The 22,580-nt window shown below is 70.7% G+C and carries 23 protein-coding genes; 18 read left to right on the plus strand and 5 right to left on the minus strand.

From position 1 onward, the window contains the following. Positions 1–2: 2 nt before the first annotated feature. The 4 genes from ACZ3I4_RS40990 to ACZ3I4_RS41005 all read left to right on the plus strand — a co-directional run bounded on the left by ACZ3I4_RS40990 (position 3) and on the right by ACZ3I4_RS41005 (position 4,628). Positions 3–677, plus strand: a complete 675-nt coding sequence (locus ACZ3I4_RS40990; protein ID WP_465387528.1) for a TY-Chap2 family putative peptide chaperone — start codon at positions 3–5, stop codon at positions 675–677. Positions 678–868: 191 nt separating this feature from the next. Continuing rightward, complete coding sequence (gene manD / locus ACZ3I4_RS40995; RefSeq protein ID WP_465387529.1) at positions 869–2,077, plus strand: D-mannonate dehydratase ManD; 1,209 nt, start codon at positions 869–871, stop codon at positions 2,075–2,077. A gap of 58 nt (positions 2,078–2,135) precedes the next feature. Then, positions 2,136–2,732, plus strand: coding sequence for a bifunctional 4-hydroxy-2-oxoglutarate aldolase/2-dehydro-3-deoxy-phosphogluconate aldolase (locus ACZ3I4_RS41000; protein WP_465387530.1), 597 nt, complete (start codon positions 2,136–2,138; stop codon positions 2,730–2,732). A gap of 129 nt (positions 2,733–2,861) precedes the next feature. Beyond that, positions 2,862–4,628 (plus strand): lectin-like domain-containing protein, encoded by a 1,767-nt coding sequence (locus ACZ3I4_RS41005; RefSeq protein WP_465387531.1) that lies wholly within the window; start codon positions 2,862–2,864, stop codon positions 4,626–4,628. 215 nt (positions 4,629–4,843) lie between these two features. Here the strand turns inward: ACZ3I4_RS41005 and ACZ3I4_RS41010 are convergent, their stop codons facing one another. Next, positions 4,844–5,809: an alpha/beta hydrolase fold domain-containing protein gene (locus ACZ3I4_RS41010; protein WP_465387532.1), complete on the minus strand. Its 966-nt coding sequence runs from the start codon at positions 5,807–5,809 to the stop codon at positions 4,844–4,846. A gap of 172 nt (positions 5,810–5,981) precedes the next feature. On the opposite strand from ACZ3I4_RS41010, the gene dhaK reads away from it, so the two are divergent. The 9 genes from dhaK (at position 5,982) to ACZ3I4_RS41055 (ending at position 15,581) form a co-directional block, all read left to right on the plus strand. Then, positions 5,982–6,983 (plus strand): dihydroxyacetone kinase subunit DhaK, encoded by a 1,002-nt coding sequence (gene dhaK, locus ACZ3I4_RS41015; RefSeq protein WP_465387533.1) that lies wholly within the window; start codon positions 5,982–5,984, stop codon positions 6,981–6,983. Positions 6,984–6,988: 5 nt separating this feature from the next. After that, a complete protein-coding gene (gene dhaL, locus ACZ3I4_RS41020) occupies positions 6,989–7,615 on the plus strand; it encodes a dihydroxyacetone kinase subunit DhaL (protein ID WP_465387534.1) in 627 nt (208 codons plus the stop codon). Continuing rightward, entirely contained in the window at positions 7,612–9,888 is a 2,277-nt protein-coding gene (gene ptsP / locus ACZ3I4_RS41025; RefSeq protein WP_465387535.1) for a phosphoenolpyruvate--protein phosphotransferase, read from the plus strand. Before dhaL ends, ptsP begins: the two co-directional genes overlap by 4 nt. 85 nt (positions 9,889–9,973) lie before the next feature. Beyond that, on the plus strand, positions 9,974–11,308 hold the full coding sequence (locus tag ACZ3I4_RS41030; protein WP_465387536.1) for a radical SAM protein: 1,335 nt from the start codon (positions 9,974–9,976) through the stop codon (positions 11,306–11,308). 24 nt (positions 11,309–11,332) lie between these two features. Continuing rightward, entirely contained in the window at positions 11,333–12,286 is a 954-nt protein-coding gene (locus ACZ3I4_RS41035; RefSeq protein ID WP_465387537.1) for an AraC-like ligand-binding domain-containing protein, read from the plus strand. Between the two features lie 13 nt (positions 12,287–12,299). Further along, positions 12,300–12,761, plus strand: coding sequence for a cupin domain-containing protein (locus ACZ3I4_RS41040; RefSeq protein ID WP_465387538.1), 462 nt, complete (start codon positions 12,300–12,302; stop codon positions 12,759–12,761). Next, entirely contained in the window at positions 12,758–13,672 is a 915-nt protein-coding gene (locus tag ACZ3I4_RS41045) for an NADP-dependent oxidoreductase (protein ID WP_465387539.1), read from the plus strand. The genes ACZ3I4_RS41040 and ACZ3I4_RS41045 overlap by 4 nt, the downstream gene beginning before the upstream one ends. Positions 13,673–13,727: 55 nt before the next feature. Further along, positions 13,728–14,486, plus strand: coding sequence for an alpha/beta fold hydrolase (locus ACZ3I4_RS41050; protein ID WP_465387540.1), 759 nt, complete (start codon positions 13,728–13,730; stop codon positions 14,484–14,486). Between the two features lie 399 nt (positions 14,487–14,885). Next, a complete protein-coding gene (locus ACZ3I4_RS41055) occupies positions 14,886–15,581 on the plus strand; it encodes a hypothetical protein (RefSeq protein ID WP_465387541.1) in 696 nt (231 codons plus the stop codon). 3 nt (positions 15,582–15,584) lie between these two features. On the opposite strand, the gene ACZ3I4_RS41060 is transcribed toward ACZ3I4_RS41055, so the two are convergent. The 3 genes from ACZ3I4_RS41060 to ACZ3I4_RS41070 form a co-directional block, all read right to left on the minus strand. After that, positions 15,585–15,896 carry a hypothetical protein gene (locus ACZ3I4_RS41060; protein WP_465387542.1) on the minus strand — a complete coding sequence of 104 codons (312 nt, stop codon included), beginning with the start codon at positions 15,894–15,896 and terminating at the stop codon, positions 15,585–15,587. A gap of 125 nt (positions 15,897–16,021) precedes the next feature. Beyond that, the gene (locus tag ACZ3I4_RS41065; protein ID WP_465387543.1) at positions 16,022–16,351 is read right to left on the minus strand and encodes a hypothetical protein; all 330 of its coding nucleotides are present in this window, start codon (positions 16,349–16,351) and stop codon (positions 16,022–16,024) included. A 15-nt stretch (positions 16,352–16,366) separates the two neighbouring features. Then, positions 16,367–17,140: an IclR family transcriptional regulator gene (locus tag ACZ3I4_RS41070; protein WP_465387544.1), complete on the minus strand. Its 774-nt coding sequence runs from the start codon at positions 17,138–17,140 to the stop codon at positions 16,367–16,369. Between the two features lie 91 nt (positions 17,141–17,231). Here ACZ3I4_RS41070 and ACZ3I4_RS41075 point away from each other — a divergent pair, with 91 nt between their 5' ends. The 5 genes from ACZ3I4_RS41075 to ACZ3I4_RS41095 all read left to right on the plus strand — a co-directional run bounded on the left by ACZ3I4_RS41075 (position 17,232) and on the right by ACZ3I4_RS41095 (position 21,487). Continuing rightward, positions 17,232–17,792, plus strand: a complete 561-nt coding sequence (locus ACZ3I4_RS41075; protein WP_465387545.1) for a TetR/AcrR family transcriptional regulator — start codon at positions 17,232–17,234, stop codon at positions 17,790–17,792. Positions 17,793–17,865: 73 nt separating this feature from the next. Then, a complete protein-coding gene (locus ACZ3I4_RS41080) occupies positions 17,866–19,761 on the plus strand; it encodes a primary-amine oxidase (RefSeq protein WP_465387546.1) in 1,896 nt (631 codons plus the stop codon). Next, complete coding sequence (locus tag ACZ3I4_RS41085; RefSeq protein WP_465387547.1) at positions 19,752–20,087, plus strand: hypothetical protein; 336 nt, start codon at positions 19,752–19,754, stop codon at positions 20,085–20,087. Before ACZ3I4_RS41080 ends, ACZ3I4_RS41085 begins: the two co-directional genes overlap by 10 nt. Before the next feature lie 24 nt (positions 20,088–20,111). Next, the gene (locus tag ACZ3I4_RS41090; protein ID WP_465387548.1) at positions 20,112–20,447 is read left to right on the plus strand and encodes a PadR family transcriptional regulator; all 336 of its coding nucleotides are present in this window, start codon (positions 20,112–20,114) and stop codon (positions 20,445–20,447) included. Continuing rightward, positions 20,444–21,487 (plus strand): hypothetical protein, encoded by a 1,044-nt coding sequence (locus ACZ3I4_RS41095; RefSeq protein WP_465387549.1) that lies wholly within the window; start codon positions 20,444–20,446, stop codon positions 21,485–21,487. The genes ACZ3I4_RS41090 and ACZ3I4_RS41095 overlap by 4 nt, the downstream gene beginning before the upstream one ends. A gap of 63 nt (positions 21,488–21,550) precedes the next feature. Here ACZ3I4_RS41095 and ACZ3I4_RS41100 read toward each other — a convergent pair whose 3' ends face one another. Further along, on the minus strand, positions 21,551–22,510 hold the full coding sequence (locus tag ACZ3I4_RS41100) for a GlxA family transcriptional regulator (protein WP_465387550.1): 960 nt from the start codon (positions 22,508–22,510) through the stop codon (positions 21,551–21,553). Positions 22,511–22,580: the final 70 nt, after the last annotated feature.

The following is a 22,580-nucleotide window of genomic DNA, read 5'->3' on the forward strand; positions in this document are numbered from 1 at the left end:
GAATGTCGGCCGGCCCGCTCGTGCGGATGCAGTCGTGGTCGCTGATCGCCGCGCTCGTGCGCCGCCATCCCGGCCTGCGGGTGCTCGAGATTCAGCCCGGCGCCGAGGGCTGCTTGTACCTCAGCCTGCATCGCGACGGGCAGATGCTGATGTCCGTCTCGGAGGACGGCCTGTTCAGCGCCAACAGCGAGGGATACCGTCCGCCGCCGATCGCGGAGCTGCTGCCGCCGGCCGGGCACGCCGACCTGCTGGCCGAACTGGAGCGGGCCGCGGGTCTCGACTCACCGGCCCGGACCCCGTCCTCGACACCGGCGGTGCTCTGTTTCCGCGCGATCGCCGACATTCTGGCGCTCGGCCCCACCGACAAACGGCCGTGGGACGTCCGCAGCATCTGGGAGGACAACTCGTACGGCGGGGGCCTGCGGGAGGAGTACGTCCGGCCCTTCCCGATCGCCGCTCAGCGGGCTCGGATCGAGCAGCCCAACGATCCGTACTACGAGACTCCGGCGGCCCGTTTCTGGGCCGTCCTCCGCGCGGGCGAGCCGATGGCCCTGCTCGACATCGACGGCTTCGCCTACGCCGGTGAACAGGTGCTTTCGCTGCCCACCTTGTACGCGGCCCACGACCGACGCCTGACCTCGACGGTCGCCGCGGCCCTGGGCCCGGTGCTGCCTTGATTCTCCGGTGCCCGCCGGTGAAGGGCGCCGGCAGCGGGCCGCACGCAGGCGGAATCCAAAGCGTCGACTGCGCCCGGGCCGCCGGCCTCACCTGGTGAAGCGCCGCGATGGAACTCATCGACGTCTATGCCGCGGCCTTGACAGCGTTGGCGCGCGGCACTTGTATACAAGGCATCGGAAGGAGCCGTCCGATGGCCACGATCGAGCGCGCCGAGGTGCTGGTCACCTCGCCGGGGCGCAACTTCGTGACGTTGCGGATCACCACCTCCGACGGCGTCACCGGGCTGGGCGACGCCACGCTCAACGGGCGGGAACTGGCCGTGGCGGCCTACCTGCGGGAGCACCTGGTGCCGCTGCTGATCGGGCGTGACCCGGCGCGCATCGAGGACACCTGGCAATACCTCTACAAGGGCGCCTACTGGCGGCGCGGGCCGGTCACGATGACGGCGATCGCGGCGGTCGACGTCGCGCTGTGGGACATCAAGGGCAAGGTTGCCGGGCTGCCGGTCTACCAGCTGCTCGGCGGGCGCTCGCGGGACGGCGTGCTGGTCTACTGCCATGCCAGCGGCGGCAGTGTGGACGAACTGCTCGACGACGTGGCGGCGTACGCGGAAAAGGGTTTTCGGGCGATCCGGGCCCAAGCCGCCGTTCCGGGGCTGAGCGGCAGCTACGGCGTGCGAAAGGGGGCCTTCTACGAGCCCGCGTCGACCGCGCTGCCCGACGAGCAGGCGTGGAGCACCGAGGCCTACCTCGACTTCACCCCGGGCTGTCTGGCCAAGGTGCGCGAGAAGTTCGGCTTCGGCCTGCACCTGCTGCACGACGTGCACCACCGGCTCACCCCGATCGAGGCGGCCCGGTTCGGGCGGAGCGTCGAGGAGCTGCGCCTGTTCTGGATGGAGGACCCGACCCCGGCCGAGAACCAGGAGGCGTTCCGGCTGATCCGGCAGCACACGACGACCCCGATCGCGACCGGTGAGGTGCTCAACTCGATCTGGGACGTGCGGTCGCTGATCACCGAGCAGCTCATCGACTACGTACGCACCACGGTCGTGCACGCCGGCGGCATCACGCACCTGCGCCGCATCTTCGACCTCGCCGCGCTCTATCAGGTGCGCACCGGCTCGCACGGCGCCACCGACCTGTCCCCGGTGACCACCGCCGCGGCCGTGGCCGTCGACATCTCGGTGCCCAACTTCGGCATCCAGGAACACATGGGCCACACCCCCGAGACGTACGAGGTCTTCCGCGGCACGCCCCGGCTGTCCGGCGGCATGCTGTTCCCATCCGAGGCGCCGGGCCTGGGCATCGAATACGACGACGCGGCGGCCGAGCGTTTCCCGTACGAGCCGAAGTATCTGCCCGTGGCGCGGCGCCTCGACGGCTCCATGCACGACTGGTGAGCGCTGGTTGTTACCGTTCGCCGCGTAGCCGTCCGTGCCCATGCAAAGAGGTGATCCGATGAGCAGCCCGATCCTGCCCGTGGTGGTGCTGGACGAACCCGGCCAGGCCGTCCCGCTGGGCCAGGCCTTGCTGGCCGGTGGCATCGACAGCGTCGAGATCACCCTGCGCACGGCGGCCGGCCTGGAGGGCATCCGCCGGGCCCGCGCGGTCGAGGGCCTGCGGGTCGGTGCCGGCTCGGTGCTGACCCCCGAGCACGTCGACCAGGTCGTCGAGGCCGGCGCCGAGTTCATCGTCTGCCCCGGGCTGTCCGAGGCGGTGGTCGGACGGGCCCGCGAACACCGGGTCGACATCCTCCCCGGCGTGGCCACCCCATCCGAGTTGATGGCCGCGGTCGCTCTGGGCCTGGACGAGGTCAAGCTGTTCCCGGCGGGTCTGCTCGGCGGCCCGGCCTACATCGAGGCCCTGTCGGCGCCGTTCCCCGGCATGCGCTTCGTCCCGTCGGGCGGCGTCAGCCTGACCACGCTCCGCGACTACCTGTCCCTCCCGGCGATCCGCACCGTGAGCGGCACGTGGATGGTCGCCCGGAAACTCCTCGCCGCGGGTGACTGGGCCTCGGTCGCCAGGCTGTCGGCCGAAGCCATCGCGGCCGTCTGAGCCTTCGGAATGATTAGTCCGCCCGTCCCTTTCGCGGGGGTCGCGCGCGGGATATCCGAATAGTGCCGCCCGGCGTTAACGTTCTTCACGGCTCTCTTTTAAGTGAGGAACTTTATGCGATTGGCAAGAATGGCGATACCGATCGTCGGTATCCTGACCGGCTCCTTGCTCGGCGGGCCCGCCCAGGCCGATCCGGGACCCCTGGCGGCGGTCGGCTCAGCCTCGGTCGCCGACGGCGTGGTGCGGCTCACGAACGGGGAATTGTGGCAGGCCGGGGCGGTCTGGGACACTGAACCGGTCTCGCTTTCGGGCACGTTCGAGACCTCGGCCCGGCTCAGCATGGCGGCCTCCAGCGGTCGTGCCGACGGCATCGTCTTCGTGCTCCAGGCCGCCGGCACCGAGGCGGTCGGCGCACCCGGGATCGACCTCGGATACACCGGGATCACCCCCAGCTTTGGCGTCGAATTCGATATCTACAAGAATGACTTCGACCCCGATGGCAACCATGTCGGGCTCATTGTCGGCGGCCAGGTCAGTTCGCATGTGAAAACCGCCGACCCGGGATTCGATCTGACGGGCGGCGAATTCAGTACGTGGATCAATTACGAGGCCGGCACCCGAACCGTCGACGTCTATGTCAGCCAGTCGGCCGACAAGCCGGGCCAGCCGGTGCTGAGCGCGAAGATTCCGGCGGAGACGGAGCTCCCGACCGGGAACGTCTACGCGGGATTCACCGCCGGCACCGGCACGGAGTCGGCCGTGCAGGAGGTCAAGGACTGGAAGTCTGGCAACTCCACCCGTCGTTACGTGGCGCTCGGTGACTCGTTCGCATCCGGTGAGGGGGCGGTGGAGCACCTGTTCGAGAAGTACACCGAACGGACGGGTGGCAGCAGCACGATGCCGGACCCGGCCTCGGGCGGGCGTACCAGCACGGGCTGCCATCGGTCGGTCAGTTCCTGGGCGTACGGCGTCTTCGCGGCGGCCAAGAAACGCGGGCTGGTCGACGACATGACCCTGGCCGCCTGCTCGGGCGCCGAGGGCACCGACCTGTTCAACGACAACGACGGCTACACCAACGCGGGCGCCCCCGTCGAACCTCCGCAGATCGACTCCGTCGACCGGACGACGACGCTGGCGACCCTGTCGATCGGCGGCAACGACGCCAACTTCGTGAACCTCCTCAAGAGCTGTACGTCCGGTCTGAGCAGCGGTCACTACGACTGCCGGCAGAAGAAGGAACCGCAGGACTGGGCGGCCACGGGTCTGGACAGGTTGAGCACCAGCGGCCTGAAGGCCCCGTTGAACGGACCCTCCACCTTCTGGATCAGCGATCGCGAACGGCCCGGCCGGATGCAGCTGAACCAGATCTACGTGAACATCGCTCGTGCGATGGCGCCGGGCGGGCAGCTGATCGTCACCGGCTACCCGAAGATGTTCGCCGAGGCCAAGGGCGGATACCGGAAGGTCGGGCCGCTGCGTACCTGCCATGTGGGCTCGGTGGTTCCGGTTGTGACGTACTGGGTCAAATACGAGGACGCCCAGTGGTTGAACGGGCTGGCCGCGCAGGCCAACGAGGCGATCAGCAGGCAGGTGGAGGCGGCCAACGAGTACTTGCGCGCGAATGGCTCCAGCACCTCGGTGGCTTTCGCGCCGACGGTGGACGAGTTCGAGGACAGTCACCGGATCTGTGGCGGCGACAAGTGGATCAACGCGGTGCAGTTCCCGGCCGATCCACGGGCCAAGCAGCAGAAGCGGACCAGCTATCACCCCAGCCTCGAGGGCCAGTTCGCCTACTGCCGGGCCGCCGTCTCCAAGATGCCGCCCGGGCCGGACGACTCGACGGAGGACTGCGCGTTCGACCGTAAGGCGGCCACGTACGAGCAGGCGGCCGAATGACGGCCGACCACGAGCAGGCGGCCGAATGACGGCCAACCACGAGCAGGCGGCCGCATGACGGCCGGGCCCGTGCCCTGGCGGGGGTGCGGGCCCGGCTTCCGCCACCGGCCAGGCCGGTCGGGCGCTACGGCCCGGAGTTTCGCGGAGGTCGCCGTCACAGCGGGTTCGGCCCCGGCGCGGTTGCCGCGCTCGACGAGGCGTACGTCTGCGGTGGGTTATTGCAGGTGGCGGTCGAAGAAGTCGGTGACGTAATCCCACGACAGCTGAACCGGGCCGTCGTGGCCGGACCTCCACTCGTGGGCGCCGGCGTTGATGGCCGGGTCGGTCAGGAAGCCGTTCCACTGGGCGTGATGACCGTTGGGCAGCAGCACGAGGGTGGCGTTGTGGGCGGCCTCGTAGAGCAGGCGGCCCTGCTGCCAGGGGACCAGGGTGTCCTGCTGGCCGTGCAGGATCAGCAGGGGCGGGTCGGCTTCGGAGACGTACGAGATGGGGTTGGCCCGGGCCACGAGATCGGGACGCGTCGTGATCGGATGGCCGAGCAGCAGCGACTCGGGGGAGCGCGCGTCGGCGTGGCAGTCGGTCAGGCCGAACGGCTCGTTGAACGGGCGGCAGCCGTCGAGCATCGCCTCGTCCATCCGCAGGAAGTCGGTCGGCGGATAGAACGCGACCGCCGCGCCGACCCGGGTCGCCGGATCGCCGCTGCCCGTGACCGCGGCCATCGCGGCCGTCCAGCCGCCGGACGACTCACCCATGATGCCGATCCGGTCCGGGTCGAGGCGGAACCGCGCGGCGTTGGCCCGCAGGAACCGGATCGCGGCCTTGATGTCGTTGAGCTGGCCCGGGAACTGCGCGTGGGCGCTGGACCGGATGGCCACGCCGGCCACCGCATACCCGCGCGCGTTGAGCCGGGCCGCCACCACGTCCGCGCCGTCCCGCCCGTTCTCGGACAGCCAGCCCGACCCGTGCGACCAGATGACCAGCGGCGTCGGCTCCCCGGTGCGCCGCGGCAGATAGAGGTCGAGCAGATGCCCGGCGCTCTCCGCGGGCTCGGCCGGCGCGTACGGGATCCGCTTGATCACCCGCCCGCCGCCCACGGCCGGCACCGGGGCCGCGAACAACAACGACGCCGTGAGCCCGACACCGCCCACCACAATCAGCCAGCGCCGTACCGTTCGACCCATCGATGCCCCCTTGGCGACATCTTGCGACCTTTGGTCAAGCTCCGGCATCCCCCGAAGGCGCAGACTCCCTCGACCGGAGCCCTGGTGGAACGTCGCGTGACGGGGTCGTAACGGAGCGATCTCCGGCGTAGCTTGAGGACGGAAGGCCGGTCCCCAGCGGTGAGGAGCCACCATGAAGAAGCTCATCAACGATCCCGCTAACGTCATCGCCGACGCGCTGCACGGAATTGCGGCCGCTCACCCGGAGCTGCGTGTCGACTTCGAGAATCGTGTCATCGTGCGCGGCGACGCCCCCGTACGGGGAAAGGTCGGTCTGGTGTCCGGGGGTGGCTCGGGGCACGAGCCGTTGCACGGTGGGTTCGTCGGGCCGGGCATGCTCGACGCGGCGTGCGCGGGGGAGGTCTTCACGTCGCCGGTGCCGGATCAGATGATGGCGGCCACGCAGGCGGTCGACGGTGGCGCGGGGGTGCTGCACATCGTCAAGAACTACACCGGTGACGTCATGAACTTCGAGCTCGCGGCCGAGATGGTGGCGGCCGACAGCGGCACCGAGGTGACCGCGGTGGTGATCGACGACGACGTGGCGGTGCAGGACAGCCTCTATACGGCCGGGCGGCGCGGGGTGGGGGCCACCGTGCTGGTCGAGAAGATCGCCGGGGCCGCGGCCGAGGAGGGCCGGCCGCTGAGCGAGGTGGCCGAGGTCGCGCGCAAGGTCAACTCGCACGCGCGAAGCATGGGTCTGGCTCTGACCTCGTGCACCGTGCCCTCCTCGGGACGGCCGACGTTCGATCTGCCCGACGACGAGATGGAGATCGGCATCGGGATCCACGGTGAGCCCGGACGGCGGCGGGTGCCGCTCGCGCCGGCCAACGAGATCGCCGAGATGCTGGTCAGCCCCATTCTGAGCGACCTCGACTTCACCGGGGGCGACGGCGTGATCGCGTTCGTCAACGGGATGGGCGCCACCCCGCTGATCGAGCTGTACGTGATGTTCAACGAGGTCAGCCAGCTGCTGGCCAAGAACGGGATCCCGGTCGCGCGGTCGCTCGTGGGGCCCTACATCACCAGCCTCGACATGGCCGGCTGCTCGGTCACGCTCCTCAAGGCCGACGACGAGCTGCTGCGATTGTGGGACGCGCCCGTCAACACGCCGGCCCTGCGGCGCGGGGTCTGACGCCGGTGGACACGACGGCGCTCACCGCTTGGATCCGCGAGTTCGCCCGCCTGATCGCGGAGAACCGGGACGAGCTCACCGCGCTCGACTCGGCCATCGGGGACGGCGACCACGGAGTCAACATGGACCGCGGGCTCACCGCGGTGGTGGCGGCTCTCGACGAATCGCCCCCGGACACGCCGTCGGCACTGTTCAAGAAGGTCGGCATGACCCTGATCAGCAAGGTCGGCGGGGCCAGCGGGCCGCTCTACGGCACGGCGTTCCTGCGCATGTCGGCCGCGGCCGACTCGGTGCTGGACGGGGCCGGGTTCGCGAAGGTGCTGCGGGCCGGTCTGGACGGCGTCGTGGCCCGGGGCAAGGCCGCGCCCGGCGACAAGACGATGGTCGACGCGCTGACCCCGGCCGTGGAGGCGCTCGAGGCCGCCGCCGAGTCGGGTTCCGGCCTGCAGGCGACGCTGCAAGCCGCCTCCGACGCCGCCGGTAAGGGCCGGGAAGCGACGATCCCGCTGGTCGCGCGGAAGGGCCGGGCCAGCTATCTGGGCGAGCGCAGCGCCGGCCATCCCGACCCGGGGGCGACCTCGGTGACCCTGCTGATGCGGGCGGCCGTGTCGACGCTGGGCGCCGCCGGATGACCGTCGGGCTGGTGGTGGTCTGTCACAGCCGGCCCCTGGCCCGGTCCGCGGTGGCCCTCGCGGCCGAGATGACGCAGGGACGGCCGGTCGCCATCGAGATCGCCGCGGGGCTGGACGAGGCGACCTTCGGAACCGACGCGGTGGCGATCAGCGAGGCGATGGCGGCCGCCGACGGCGGGGACGGCGTGGTCGTGCTCATGGACCTCGGCAGCGCCGTCCTCTCCGCCGAGACGGCCCTCGAACTGCTCGACGACGACTTGCGGGAGCGGGTCGTGCTGTGCCCGGCGCCGCTGGTCGAGGGCCTGGTCGCCGCGGCGGTCACGGCCGGTTCGGGTGGTTCGCGGGACGAGGTGGCCGCCGAGGCGCTGTCCGGGCTGGCGGGCAAGGAAGCCCACTTCGGGTCGTCTTTGCCACCAGTTTCCCGTACGGGGTCAGCGGCGCCGCCGGTCGTGGTCCGGGTCCTCAATCCGCACGGCCTGCACGCGCGCCCGGCCGCCCGCCTGGTGACCGAGCTGCGCCCGTTCGACGCGCTGGTCGAGCTGCGCAACGAGACCACGGGTTCCGCCTGGGTCCCGGCGTCCAGCCTCACCCGGGTGGCCACCTTGGGCGTGCTGAAGGGCCACGACCTGGCCGTACGCGCCTCGGGCGATCAAGCTCGGGAGGCCGTCGACCGGTTCGTCGCCCTGGCCGCCGACTCGTTCGGCGAAGCCCCCGCCCAGGCCGCCGGGACCGCCGTCGCCTCCTCGCCCGGAATCGCTGTCGGGCCCGCGCTCCGCCCGCACGAAGTGGCGCTCGAGGTGCCCGACGAGCCGTCCCGGGGCAGCGAGGCGGAGCTGCGGCGGCTCGACGAGGCTCTGACCACGGCCCGGCGCGAGATCGGCCGGCTGGCCGGGGACATCTTCCAGGCCCACCTCATGCTGCTCGACGACGACGCCCTGCTCGACGACACCCGCGCCCGGGTCGAGCGCGGCGCGACCGCCCCGGCCGCCTGGCGCGACGCCACCGAGCGGGTCGCCGCCGAGTTCGACGCCCTGCCCGACGCCTACCTGCGCGGCCGCGCCGACGACGTACGCGCGGTGTCGGCGCAGGTCCTGCGGGCGCTGCTCGGTGTGGCCGCCGCCGCGGTCGAGGGCGAGGGCGTGCTGATCGCGGCCGATCTGACGCCCGCCGAGGCCGCCGGACTCGACCCGGACCGTATCGCCGGCGTGGTGCTGGCCAACGGCAGCCCCACCTCGCACGCCGCGATCCTCGCCCGCACCCGCGGCATCCCGGCCGTCGTCGGCGCCGGCCCGCAGGTGCTCGAGATCGCCGAGGGCGTCCTGGTCGCCCTGGACGGCGGCACCGGCGAGGTGGTCGCCGAGCCCGGCCCGGACGTGCTGGAAGACTTCCGCAAGCGAGCCGAGCAGCAGAAGACCTACCGCGACGAAGCCCTGACAAAGGCCGCAGAACCGGCCCGCACCCGGGGCGGCGTGACGATCCATGTGGGCGCCAACATCGGTTCGGTCGCCGAGGCGGGCGTCGCGGCGGAGCACGGCGCCGACCTGGCCGGGCTGGTGCGCACCGAGTTCCTGTTCCTCGATCGCGAAACCGCGCCCGGCGCCGACGAGCAGATCGCCGTCTATCGCGCGATCGCGCAGGCTCTGGGCGGCCGCCGCATCACCCTGCGCACCCTCGACGCGGGCAGCGACAAACCGCTGCCCTACCTGCCCGCGCCGGCCGAGGCCAACCCCTTCCTGGGCGTACGGGGAATCAGGCACTCCCTGGCCCATCCCGAGATGTTCGCCGAACAGCTGCGGGCGATCGTCACCGTGGCCCGGGAGACGCCGGTCAGCGTGATGTTCCCCATGGTCACCACCGTCGGCGAAATGGTCGCGGCGCGCCGGATGCTCGACGACGCCATCGGCGGGGAGGCGCCCGGGGATCTGCGGGTCGGCATGATGGTCGAGGTGCCGGCGGCCGCGCTCCGGGCGTCCGAATTCATCCCGTACGTGGATTTCCTCAGCATCGGCACCAACGATCTGACCCAGTACACGCTGGCCGTCGAACGCGGCAACGCCGACCTGCTGGCGCTGGCCACCGGGCTCGACCCGGCCGTGGAACAGCTGGTCGCGGCCGTCTGCCGGGCCGCGGGGGACCGGGTGCTGGTGGCGGTCTGCGGCGAACTGGCCGCCGACGAGGCCGTCCTGCCGCGTCTGCTGGCGGCCGGCGTACGGGAACTCAGTGTCGCCCCGGCCCTCGTTCCGCTGACCAAGCAGGCGGTCCGCGGCACGTGACCGAAGGCTCACCTCGGTCCCGCCGCTGGGAGTTGTCGGACCCGTGAGAGAGGATGGGACCGAGGCTGTGGATCTGGAGGGGCTCATGACGTCACGCACCGAGATCGTCGAGGATCTGATGGGGCGGTTCCCGCACGTGCCGCGGGAAGCTGTCATCAAGGAGGACCTGCTCCGAGGCGGGCTGGCCTTCGACGATTCGGCGCTGACCGACAACGAGCACGGCGACGTCAAACCGAAGTCGTATTTCATCTTCTCGTTCGACCACCGCACCCTGCCCGAGCTGGGCACGGCCGCGCTGCGCCGCCCGCCGGAGGAGATCGTGCTCACCGGCGGCCCCTACGAGCTGCGCCGGACGGTCGTGTCGGTCCGCACCAACCCGGGCTCGCCCTACCGGATGAAGACCGACGACGACGGTCGCATGCGTCTCTACCTGGACGGCAAGCCGATCGCCGACGTGGGCCTGCCGCCGATGCCGGACTACTACCGGCACACGCTGGCCAACGGCAAGTCGGTGATGGAGGTCGCCCCGACGATCCAGTGGGGCTACCTGATCTATCTGACCGCCTTCCGCGTCTGTCAGTATTTCGGCGCCAAGGAGGAGTGCCAGTACTGCGACATCAACCACAACTGGCGCCAGCACAAGGCGGCCGGCCGTCCCTACACGGGCGTCAAGCCGGTCGACGAGATCCTCGAGGCGCTCGAGATCATCGACAAGCACGACACCGGGCGTACGTCGCAGGCCTACACGCTGACCGGCGGCAGCATCACCTCGCACGTGGGCGGCAAGACCGAGGCCGACTTCTACGGGCAGTACGCGCAAGCCATCGAGGAGCGGTTCCCCGGGCGCTGGATCGGCAAGGTCGTCGCGCAGGCGCTGCCCAAGGCCGACGTCCAGCGCTTCAAGGACTACGGCATCCAGATCTACCACCCCAACTACGAGGTGTGGGACAAGAAGCTGTTCGAGCTGTACTGCCCGGGCAAGGAGCGTTACGTGGGCCGCGAGGAGTGGCACCGCCGCATCCTCGACTCGGCCGAGATCTTCGGGCCGCGCAACGTGATCCCGAACTTCGTGGCGGGTGTTGAGATGGCCGCGCCGCACGGCTTCACCACGGTCGACGAAGCCATCGCGTCGACCGCCGAGGGTCTCGAATACTTCATGTCGCGCGGCATCACGCCCCGGTTCACCACCTGGTGCCCCGAGCCGACCACGCCGCTGGGCCGCACCAACCCGGAAGGCGCGCCGCTGGAGTACCACGTGCGCCTGCTCGAGACCTACCGCGCGGTCATGGAGGCCAACGGCCTGAGCAGCCCGCCCGGGTACGGCCCGGCCGGAGCCGGCCGGGCGGTGTTCTCGGTGAGCTCGTTCATGGACTCGCTGGCCCCCAACGAGGAGCCCGTCTCAGCGCCAAGTGATGTCTGACGCCGAATAGAGGCAGTTGACGCCGTGATCGGCAACCTTGAGACGTTCCAGGACGCGCTGGCCGCCAGCGGTTTTCCGCCGCTGGTCAACAAGCTGGCCGGGGCCGGCTTCCGGGGCCGGGTCGCCACCCGTGACCTCGGGCCGCTGCGGCTGGTCTCCCTGGGCACGCCCGAGAGCGCCTGCATCGGGCGGGAGCGTGACGCCCTTGACGGCGACAACCTCGCGGTCAAGGTGATGACCCGGGGCCGGACGCGGATCGAGCAGGGGCGCGGCGACGCCGAACTGGGGCCGGCCGACCTGGTGCTGCTCGATCCCACGCGTACGGTCCGGTTCGAGAGCACCGCCGCGGAGCACGTCACCATCCTGGTTCCGCGCCGGGAGCTTCGGATCCGGCCCGCGCAGATCGACCGGCTCATCGGCCAACGCATCGACGGCAGCCACGGTCCGGGCGCTCTCGTCTCGGTGCTGGCTCGCGAATCAGCGCGGTCGGCGAACGAGTTCCGTGAGGCGGAGGCGCTGCGGTCGGCGGCGGCCGTCATCGAGCTGATCGCGGTCGCCCTGGAGGCCCGGCTGGGCGACGAACAACCGGCCCCGGACGAGTGGCTGCGGAACCGGATCGCCGGCTACATCGAAGCCCGGCTGGCCGATCCCGATCTGTCTCCGCTGGGCATCGCCGCCGCCCATCACATTTCCGTACGCCGGCTGCACAAGCTGTTCGAGGACCAGCCGCTCACCGTCGCGGCCCTGATCCGGCGCCGCCGCCTCGAGCGCTGCCGGGCCGAGCTGACCGGAGGCGGACACACGGTCACCGCCGTGGCCGCCCGGTGGGGCTTCTCCGACCCCGCCCATTTCAGCAAGCTCTTCAAGACGACGTACGGCTACAACGCCCGCGCACTGGTAACCAACAACCGTGCGCGGACGACCAAGACGCGCACGGCCGGCTCGGAACAGGATGGTGGTGACCAAGGCAGGCAATAGCAATGGAGAAGTCGTGGCAAAGGTAAACATCGTCCGCCCCGGTGAGGGCGAGATCCTCGGCAGCGGGGCGCAGCAGATCCGCATCCTGGAGAACGGCGAGCACACCGACCACCGGCTGGGGTTCGCCGAGGTCACCATTCCGCCGGGCACCCCGAGCCCGTTGCAGCACCGCCATGCCCAGCACGACGAGGGCTTCTACGTGCTGGCGGGGACGTTCCGGTTCACCGTCGGCGACGAACAGTACGACGCCGGGCCGGGCACCTGGGTCATCGTGCCGACCGGGGCGCCGCACACGTTCGCCAACGTCGGCGACGTGAACGCGGTCATGCTGAACACGTTCACGCCGGACCTGTACGTGCAGTACTTCCGCGACTTCAAGGCCATGATCGATTCCGGGCAGCCGGTCAACGCCGAGACCATGAAACCGCTCTGGAAGAACTACGCCACCGAGATCTCGAACGAATACGCCTCGTGAAGCGCCTCCAGTACGACCGCTACGGCGGCCCGGAGGTGATGCGGCTCGCCGAGTTCGAGCCACCACACCCGGGTCCGGATGAGGTTCTCGTCTCCGTCCGGGCGGCGGCTTCCAACGCGCTGGACTGGAAGATGCGCAACGGCGAGATGAAGCTGTTGACCGGTCGCTCCTTTCCCCGGGCGATGGGGCACGACTTCGCCGGAGTCGTCGAGGCGGTCGGCGCCGGCGTCACCCGCTTGAGGGCCGGCGACGCGGTGCTCGGCGGGGCCCGTTTCCGCCAGGCCGGGGCGTTCGCCGAGATGGTGACGGTCCCGCAGAGCGCGGTCGTGGTCAAACCTGTGGACCTTTCGTATGAGCAAGCCGCCGCGCTGCCGACCGTGGGCGTGACCGCCTACCAGGCCACGGCGCAGGTCCGTCCCGGGCAGGCGGTCTTCGTCAACGGGTGCCTGGGCGGGGTGGGCCGGGCCGCCGTCGAGTTTGCCCGGGCGCGGGGAGCCTCGGTCGCCGGCAGCTGCCGTGATACCGCGACTGACGAGGCCCGCGAGCTCGGCGTCGAGCCGGTCGTGGGTTTCGGGTTCGACCCGGCCGCCCTCGCCGGACGGTTCGATCTCGTCTTCGACACGCCCGGCCTGCTTCCCTTCGCCGCGGCCCGGACGCTGGTCAAGCCGGGCGGAACCATCGTCGACATCGTCCCGACTCCGGCCAAAATGATCAGGAGCGTCCTGCCCGGACCGTTCCGGACGATGACGGGCCGGCCGGTGACCGCCGACCTGGAGGAGGTGGCCCGGACCCTGCGCCTGCCCATCGCCCTGACGGTCCCGTTGGCCGAGGCGATCTCCGCCCTGACCGAGCTGGAGCGCGATCAGCGCCCGAAGGGCGGCAAACTGGTCATCACCATGGCCGGAAGCTGAACCGCCGGTCCGTGTCCGGATGGTGCTTGCCACTGCGGAACGGCAAGATCGGGGGGTGATTCGGACGCCGGATGGGTTCCCGTTGGCTGTGCAGGTCAGCGGGGTTGCGGACGGGCCGCTGCTGCTTCTGCTCTCGGGTCAGGCCAACTCGCACGAGTGGTGGACCGGGCTGCGTGAGACCTTCGAGAGCCGGTTCCGCGTCGTGACCTTCGACTACCGCGGGACGGGCGGGAGCCGGGGGCCGGTGGGGGAGTGGACGACCGAGAGCTTCGCCGAGGACGCGGCGTGGGTGTTGCGCGACCTCGGCGCCGGCGCGGCGGTTGTTTACGGCACGTCGATGGGTGGCCGGGTCGCGCAGCATCTGGCCGCGCGTCATCCGGGGCTGGTTGAGCGGCTCGTGCTCGCCTGCACCTCGCCCGGGGGCCCGCATGCGGTGGAACGCTCGGCCGAAGTGCGGCGCCGGCTGGCCGACCCGCACAACCGCGGGGCGATGCTGCGCGAGCTGTTCTACACCGGGGCCTGGGACGGCGAGAGCCACCTGTTCGGCGACCCGAGCATGACCGTCGAGGAGAGCCGCGCGCACCTGCGGGCCAGCAATCGGCATGATGCGTGGGAGGTGCTGCCGCTGATTCAGGCGCCGACGCTGGTGCTGCACGGAACCGACGATCTGATGGTGCCGTCGGCCAACGCGCCCCTGCTCGCGCGGCGCATTCCGGGGGCGACCATGCACCTGTACGAGGGGGGCCGGCACGGCTTCTTCGACGAGTTCTCGGCCGATATCGCGCCCGTCCTCGACTCCTTTCTGGACGCTTGAGGGACCTCGCGGCTTTTGCGCGTTTACGCTCCGTGTTGTAGACACCGAGTACTGGACTCGGCGAGGTGATCTCTTCCATGATCGGGACTCTCCGTGACCGGGAAATACGAGTCAACCATTCGGCCGGGCGGTGAATGCGGCATTGAGCTGCCATTTCCGGCCCGTCCGGCCTCACCTGACCAGTCAACCGCGGCAATTCGCCAATTGATCAGTCCGAAACGCGCTGAGCTGCACAGATATGGCTTCAGGCAAAAGTCAAGTGAGCATTTACGCGTACGGGAATGGGGTGTTGACCGGCTGTGCAAGATGTGGGTCGTGGCAGCCGAATTAACTGATCTCACCAAACCACGACGTCGGCATCGGCAGAGTTACACACCGTCACCGCCTCGGCATTCGTATGTGATTCCGGTCGAGGCGTCGCCTCCTGGTGCCGTTCGCGGGGACGGCATTCAGGCCCTGAGCCATGACGTGCTGGTCCGCCGTTCGCTCGAGATCTCCCCGGGCGGATTCATCACGATTATCAGCATCATCCAGGGTGTCGCGCTCGCGCTCCTGGCCGAGAACACGTTCGAGAAGCCGAGCCTGCTCGTCGCCGTGCAGAGCATTTCCACGCTGCTCATCTTCGTGGTCGTCTTCTACTGGTACCTGACGATGAGCGTGCTGCTCCGCTGGGCGCCGTCGTTCCTCGACTCGTTCCTGCCGTTCGCGATCGCCGGGCTGGAGATTCCGCCCGCGTTCTTCCTGGGCGACGCCCGCGCCTGGAATCTGTGGCTGGGCCTGTTCTGGTTCGGCACGATGACCGGCCTGATCATCACCAAGAAGTGGTCGCCGCAGTCCCATTTCGGCGATCACGTGGAGGCCCACCGGACCCTGCACTCGCTGCTGCGCGAACTGCAGACAATGGCCGGCATCACCGCGTTCGCCGTCGCGCTGTGCGGTTTCTTCGCCTTCCTCGACTGGACCAACCAGCTGTTCTGGGGCCTCACCGGTTCGATCATCGTGCTGTTCACGGTCGGCGTCATCGTGGCCCGTACGGAAGTCTGCTCGGCCCAGATCCACGGCTATTTCGGAGTGAACCGCCCGCCGTTCAACTAAGAGCTAAGAGTCGGGGTCGAATTCGCGCAGTCCCTGCTCCCAGCGCGCCCGCCGCTCGTCGTCGGACTGCTCCCACCACGGCGTGCCCCGCTCGCCCAGAGCCACCTTCGCCGCCTGAACCCGGGCCCGCGCCGGCGCCGTGTCCGACCCCGCCCGCAGCGCCGCCCCGACATCGCGTCGCGCGGACATCAACGCCTTGCGCAGTTGCGCGGCCACCTCGTCGGGAATGGCCGGATCGGTGGCCCGCCACCGTCGTCCCTTGATGACGACATAACGCCCGTCCTCGGTGGGGGTGGCGGCGGAGGACGGCGGCATGAGCCAACTTTAGGACCCGGCCTGCAGCAAGGCGCGCAGGACGGGTTCCGTGTGCGTCCACAGCAGCGCGCTCCCGGCGTCGGGCAGCAGGTGGCGACGCCCGTGGCGAACACGACCGGCCAGCGTCACGCCGAAGTCGGGGGAGTGCACGGGACTCGTGTCCTGGGCGCCGTACCAGATGTCGACCGGCGGCCCTCGAACGCGGGATGGGCGATCTCGTCGGTGCCGGACACGACGGCGACCGCGTCGAACACTCCGGCCGCCGCGCAGGCCAGCGCGAACGGAGCACCCTGCGAGAAACCGATTCCCCGTACGCCGGTGAACAGCGCGGCGCCCGGGCAGAACACGACGACGGTGCCGGTCGGTGGTCCCCATTCGGCCCAGCCGAGCCGGCGCCCGTCGGGGAGGGGTGTGCTGCCGAGTCGCTGCGGCGGGGCGATTCCGTAGTCGGTCACGGGTCCCCATTTTCATCAGGCGGCCGGCGACTGTCCTCCGATTAACGAGGGCGAGCGGCTGATGTGCGCCGCCGTCGTCCACAGGGCCCGCACCACCTGCTGGTCGTCCCGGCGGCCGATCGGCAGCGTGACCGCTACGGCCGCCACGACCTTGTGCGGGCCGCCGAGGGTGACCGGGACGGCGTACGACTTGTAGCCCTCGACGCATTCCTCGTGCTCGGCCGACCACCGCCGCTCGCGGATGGTGGCGATCTGGGCCCGCAGCTGGGCGGCGCTGCGCACGCTGTGGTGGGTGCGCGGGGTGGCGTCGCCGCGGTCGAAGGCGGCCAGCAGCGGGCCGGCGTCGGGGCTGTGGGCCAGGAACAGCTTGCCTGACGCGGCGTACCAGAGCGGGAGCCGGTTGCCGACGGCCGTGTGCAGGCGGGCGTCGCGCCGGCCGACGAGCCGCTCCAGATAGAGCGTGTCCGAGCCGTGCGGGACGGCCAGGTGCACGACCGCGCGCGTCGCCGAGTGCAGGTCCATCAGCACCGGGCGGGCGACGTGGCGCAGGTTGGCCGGGCCGGGCACGAGCTGGCCCAGCTCGTACATGCGCCAGCCGAGCTGATATCCGGCCCCGGCCCGTTCCAGCAGGTTCAGGTCGACGAGTTCCTGGGCGAGCCGGTGCGCGGTGGCCTTCGGAATGCCGGAGCGGCGACTGAGATCGGTCAGCCCGAGCGTGGTGCGCGCGCCGTCGAACGCTCCGAACAGCAGAAACGCCTTGCCCAGCACGGACGGCGGATGGTCCTGCACGCCGGCCTCCCCTCGAATTGTCCACGTGGACAATTCACATTCTGTGGCCACCGGACGTCACAAGTCCAGGCCGCAATGTAAATTCTGGGAAATGAGCGACCGGCACGAGAAGGCCCCCGTACGGGAGCGGCTGCTCGACGCGGCCATCCACATCGCCGGCGCCGAGGGGCACGACAAGGTCACCTACCGGTCGGTCGCGGCGCTGGTCGGCACCTCGCACAGCCTGGTCCGCTTCTACTTCGGCACCCGCGAGGCCATGCTCACCGAGGCCTTCGAGCGGGCCGCCCGCCGGGACGCCGCCGAGGCCGGTCTGCGAGCCGGCAGCGTCGAGGAGTTCGGGTCCCACCTCGTAGGCCTGATCACCGAGGCCCGGGACAGGCAGCTTCTGCAGTACGACTTCCTGCTGCGCGCGGCCCGCGGCGACGGCCCGATGGAACCGGTCGCCGAGCTGTACGACCACTACGTCGCGCAGGTGGCGGGCACCCTCGGCGCCCTGGGGATCGACGATCCGGACAACCGGGTCGCCTCGCTCGTGTTCGCGGCCCTCGACGGTCTGGTGCTCCAGCACCTGGTCTACGGGTCGGACGCGCGTACGGAAGCAACGCTCGACGTTCTTCGCGACGTGCTGACCCGGATGAAACCGGCCCACTGAGCGGACCGGACCAACGAGACAACCCGGAGGAGCGTGTTTCGCTGAGGCCCAGGACACGAAAGGACCTCACCTGATGCGCAACCCCCTGTTCGACTCCCTGACCGCGGACGAGATCCGCCGTGCCGCGGCCGTGATCCGGAGCGAGAAGATCGGCGGCGACCGCCCCGGCTTCAGCGCCGTCTTCACCGACGAGCCGGACAAGTACGCGCTGCGCGCCGGCGAGACGGTCGCCCGCCGGGCCCGGGCCATGATCCTGGACCGCGACACCGCCCGGACGTTCGACGTCGTCGTCGATCTGGAGGCCGGCAAGCTGGTCTCCACGATCGAGATCACCGACGGTTCGGCGCCGGTGCTGCTCGAGGAGTTCGACCGGGCGCCCGAGCTCATCAAGCAGGACCCGCGGTACGCCGAGGCGCTGGCCAAGCGGGGCATCACCGACCTGTCCAAGGTGCAGATCGACCCGTGGGGCGTCGGCAACATGGCCGGCGTGCCGGTCGACGGGCGGCGCATGTGCGGCTCGGTCTCGTACTACCGCGAGTTCCCCGACGACAACGGCTACGCCCACCCGATCGAGGGCGTCATCGCGATCGTCGACCTGACCAGCGGCGAGGTCGTCGACGTGCACGACTTCGGGGTGCGGCCGATGAATCCCGACCTGTGCAACTACACGGCCGACGCCAACCAGCCCATGCGTACGGACATCGCGCCCCTGGAGATCACCCAGCCCGAGGGCGTCGGCTTCACCCTCGACGGCCCCGAGCTGAGCTGGCAGAAGTGGCGCTTGCGGATCGGCATGCACCCGCTCGAGGGCCTGGTGCTGCACGCCGTCGAATACGCCGACGGCGGGGACTACCGCTCGGTTCTGCACCGCGCGTCGCTGTCCGAGATGGTGGTCCCGTACGGGGATCCGTCGTCGGAGCACTTCTGGCGCAGCGCCTTCGACGTCGGCGAGTTCGGGCTGGGCAAACTGGCCAACCCCCTGCGCCTGGGCTGCGACTGCCTCGGCGAGATCGTCTACATGGACGCGGTGCTCGCGGGCGAGGACGGCGAGCCGGCCACCATCCCGAACGCGATCTGCATCCACGAGGAGGACGACGGGATCCTCTGGAAGCACACCGACTGGGTCACCGGCAAGGTCGACGTACGCCGGTCGCGCCGCCTGGTCGTCAGCTTCATCGCCACCGTCGGCAACTACCACTACGGCTTCTTCTGGTACTTCTATCAGGACGCCTCGATCCAGGTGGAGATCAAGCTGCTCGGCATCGTGCAGACGCGGGCGGTCGCGGACGGCGAGCCCACCCCGCACGGCACCCCGATCGGCACCAACCTGGTCGGCACGTACCACCAGCACCTGTTCTCGTTCCGCCTCGACATGGAGGTGGACGGCTGGCAGAACACCGTGGTGCAGAACGACGCGTACGCCGTGCCGGTGGGCCCGGAGAACCCGCACGGCAACGCCATCGGCGTACGGCGGACCGTCATCGATCGCGAGAACGCCGGCGACTGGGTCACCAACACGCAGAGCTCGCGCAACTGGACCGTCGTCAACCGCGGCAAGACCAACCGCTGGGGCGTGCCGGTCGGCTACAAGTTCCTGCCCGGCTGGAGTTCGGCCACCATGCTGGCCCAGCCGCCGTCGCTGATCGCCCAGCGGGCCGGGTTCGCCACCCGCAACATGTGGGTGACGCCGTACCGGCCCGACGAGATGCGCTCGGCCGGGGAGTACCCCAACCAGAGCCGCTCCGGCGACGGCCTGCCCCGCTGGACCACCGCCGACCGCCCGACCGAGGACACCGATGTGGTGCTGTGGCACACGCTCGGCGTCACCCACATCCCGCGGGCCGAGGACTGGCCGGTCATGCCGGTCGAGAAGGCGGGCTTCCACCTGCTGCCGGCCAACTTCTTCGACAAGAACCCGGCCCTCGACGTCCCGGCGTCGAGCCCCGTGAAGGCCCCGCATTGCCACTGATCGCCCGGGCCGCCGCCGCCCTCTCGGTGCTCTGCCTGCTCGCCCACGCCGCGCTGGTCGCCACGACCGGCGCGGCGGCGGCCCCCATGCTGGCGCTGTCGATCGTCTGCGCGGTCTGCGCCCGGGACGGCTGGCGCGGCCGCACCACACCGGCCGAGCGCCTGACCATGGCCGTCCTGAGCGCCCTGATGCTGCTCCTGCATCTGCAGGGCCACGCGAGCCACCACGCGTGGATGCCGGCCCTCGCCGCGGGGCAGATCGTCCTGGCGCTGGTTTCCGGACCACTGACCCGGTCCGCCCCGGTGGCCGCGTCGATTGACGCATAGTCAGATCATCTTTATATTGCCTGCATGGCGAAAGCGAAGGCGATGCGCGAACCCACCTTCTGGATCCTGACCGCGCTGGTCAAGCAGGCCCGGCACGGTTACGGGATCATCCAGGAGGTGGCCGGTCTCTCCGAGGGTCAGGTCACGCTGCAGGCGGGCACGCTCTATGCCGCGCTCGACCGGCTGCACGCCGAGGGGCTGGTCGAGGTCGACCACGACGAACGGGTCGACGGCCGAGACCGGCGCTACTACCGGCTCACCGAGGGCGGGATCGCCGCGCTCGAGGCCGAGACCGCGCGGCTGCAGCGCAACGTGCGGACGGCGTCGACCCAGCTCGCCGCCCGGCCGGCCACCGCATGAGCCGCGCGTACCGCCTGCTGGTGCGGGCCTACCCGGCGGGCCGCCGCCGCGGCGAACTGCTGGACACCCTGGCCGAGATGGGCCGGGCGCGCCCCGGCGTAAGTGAGGCGCTGAACCTGCTGCGGCACGGCCTGCGGGCGCGCCTGGGCCGCCCGGCCAGCCGCGGCGTGGTCGTGCTGGCCATCCTGATCGCCCTGGTCACCGGTTTTGCCGGCGCGGCCGTGGCAGCCCGGGTGGCGTGGGAGTTCGCGCCGGGCTACCCGACCGGCGCCCGCCTCGAGGCCATCGAGGAATCGCTCTTCCCGGGGCTGCGGCCGAGCTCCGAGCGCAACGGCGACGGGCTGTTCGAGGACGTCAGCGAGCGGTCGTACGCCGAGGTGTTCCTCTACGGCCACGACGAGGACTTCAGCTTCTCCGCCGTCTGGATCGGGCCCGACGGCGGCTTCATCAAGGGCGACTACCCGGCCTGGACGGCGGCCGCCCAGCAGCGCCTGGTCGCCGAGGGCTGGCAGGTCAGCGAGGCCGAGGTCACCGGGGCCACGTTTATCGCCACCGGCGAGATCGACGACAGCGGCCGCCTGTTCACCGCCACCCGCGACGGTCTGTCGCTGAGCGTGCAGACCGAGACCGACGTCGTCGACACCCCGCCCGGCTCGTTCTACGCCACCGCCGAACTCAACCGTCTCACCCCCGGCTGGATCACCGGGGCGGGCGTGCTCGGACTGCTCGCCGGCGGCCTGATCGGCTGGCTGATCACCGGCTGGGCCTCGCGCCGCACCCAGGACTCCCGCGGCGCCGTCCGCTCGCTGACCCGCGAACCCGCCGTGCTCGCGCTCGTCCTGCTGCTGCCGCAGGCGTTGCTCGGCCTGGTCGGCATGGTGTTCGAGGCGTACTCCGGCGGGCCGCCGGGCAAGCCGTTCTGGTGGCTCTTCGTCACCTATGGCTTCGGCTGCTCCTACCTGGGTCTCCTGCTCTTCGCCGTCTCGCTGATCACCGCCGCGGTCGCCGGCCGGCCCACCCGGGTGGGGGTCTCGGCGTGAAATACCGGCCGGCCCGGCCGTCCTGGGCGCCTGGCTGCTCGGTGCCGCGATGACAGCGCTGCGCTATGCCCCGGCGACGGTGCGGAACGCCGCCCGGTAGGCCTCCGGCGCGACACCCCGTACGCGCCGGAACTGACGCCGCAACGTGTCGGCACTGCCGAAACCGCAGCGCCGGGCGACCGAGGCGATCGTCGAACCGTCCCGCTCCAGCAGTTGCTCGGCGTGGCGCACCCGCTGCTCCCGCACCCAGGCAGCGGGGGTCGAGCCGGTGGCCGCCGCGAAATGCCGGACGAACGTCCGCGCCGACATCGCGGCCCGGGCGGCCAGCGCCTCCACCGACAGGTCGGCGTCGAGGTGGTCGCCGGCCCAGTCGAGCAGCTCGGCCAGCCCGTCGCCGCGGGGGACGTCCACCGGCCGGCGGGAGAACTGCGCCTGGCCTCCGCTGCGGTGCGCCGGCATCACCATCTCGCGGGCCACCCGGTTGGCCACGTCGGCGCCGTGCTCCCGGCGGATCAGATGCAGGCACAGGTCGATCGCCGCGGACGCGCCGGCACTGGTCGCGATCGGCCCGTCGACGGTGTAGATGCGGTCCACGTCGACGGTCACCTGCGGGAAACGGGTCGACAGCTCCTCCGCGTACGCCCAATGGGTCGTCACCGTGCGCCCGTCGAGCAGTCCCGTGGCCGCCAGCGTGAACGTCCCCGTGCACAGGGACGCGATCGTGGCCCCGCGCCCGGCCGCCCGGTGCAGGGCGCCGACGAGCTCGGCCGAGGGCGGCGGCACCGGTGGGGCGGCCCCGGTCACGATGATCAGGCCGGCCCGGTCGAGCCGGTCGAGGCCCGCGCCGGGCGTGATGTGAAAGCCGGTCGACGTGCGGAGCGGTCCCGGTTCCGCGGCGCAGACCGCGTAGCCGTACTGCGGCAGCGACGGGTCGGCGCGACGCACCCCGAACACTTCGCTGGCGATGCCGAGCTCGAAGGCGGGCACCGGTTCGGCCACCACGACCACCACGTCGACCGTCATTCTTGCCATCATGGCACGAACTGCCGGTTGCATGGCAGAACTGCCATCCAGGGCCGGGTACGAGCGGGAC

It is taken from the genome of Actinoplanes sp. NPDC021490, assembly GCF_055562135.1.

Excerpts from the sequence above, each read along its gene's own strand:
- dhaK (WP_465387533.1), top strand. The coding sequence starts at position 5,982 with ATGAAGAAGCTCATCAACGATCCCGCTAACGTCATCGCCGACGCGCTG.
- ACZ3I4_RS41010 (WP_465387532.1), bottom strand. The coding sequence starts at position 5,809 with ATGGGTCGAACGGTACGGCGCTGGCTGATTGTGGTGGGCGGTGTCGGG.
- ACZ3I4_RS41095 (WP_465387549.1), top strand. The coding sequence starts at position 20,444 with ATGAGCCGCGCGTACCGCCTGCTGGTGCGGGCCTACCCGGCGGGCCGC.
- ACZ3I4_RS41100 (WP_465387550.1), bottom strand. The coding sequence starts at position 22,510 with ATGACGGTCGACGTGGTGGTCGTGGTGGCCGAACCGGTGCCCGCCTTC.
- ACZ3I4_RS41005 (WP_465387531.1), top strand. The coding sequence starts at position 2,862 with ATGGCGATACCGATCGTCGGTATCCTGACCGGCTCCTTGCTCGGCGGG.
- ACZ3I4_RS41080 (WP_465387546.1), top strand. The coding sequence starts at position 17,866 with ATGCGCAACCCCCTGTTCGACTCCCTGACCGCGGACGAGATCCGCCGT.
- ACZ3I4_RS41060 (WP_465387542.1), bottom strand. The coding sequence starts at position 15,896 with ATGCCGCCGTCCTCCGCCGCCACCCCCACCGAGGACGGGCGTTATGTC.
- manD (WP_465387529.1), top strand. The coding sequence starts at position 869 with ATGGCCACGATCGAGCGCGCCGAGGTGCTGGTCACCTCGCCGGGGCGC.
- ACZ3I4_RS40990 (WP_465387528.1), top strand. The coding sequence starts at position 3 with ATGTCGGCCGGCCCGCTCGTGCGGATGCAGTCGTGGTCGCTGATCGCC.
- ACZ3I4_RS41090 (WP_465387548.1), top strand. The coding sequence starts at position 20,112 with ATGGCGAAAGCGAAGGCGATGCGCGAACCCACCTTCTGGATCCTGACC.
- ptsP (WP_465387535.1), top strand. The coding sequence starts at position 7,612 with ATGACCGTCGGGCTGGTGGTGGTCTGTCACAGCCGGCCCCTGGCCCGG.
- ACZ3I4_RS41030 (WP_465387536.1), top strand. The coding sequence starts at position 9,974 with ATGACGTCACGCACCGAGATCGTCGAGGATCTGATGGGGCGGTTCCCG.
- ACZ3I4_RS41075 (WP_465387545.1), top strand. The coding sequence starts at position 17,232 with ATGAGCGACCGGCACGAGAAGGCCCCCGTACGGGAGCGGCTGCTCGAC.
- ACZ3I4_RS41000 (WP_465387530.1), top strand. The coding sequence starts at position 2,136 with ATGAGCAGCCCGATCCTGCCCGTGGTGGTGCTGGACGAACCCGGCCAG.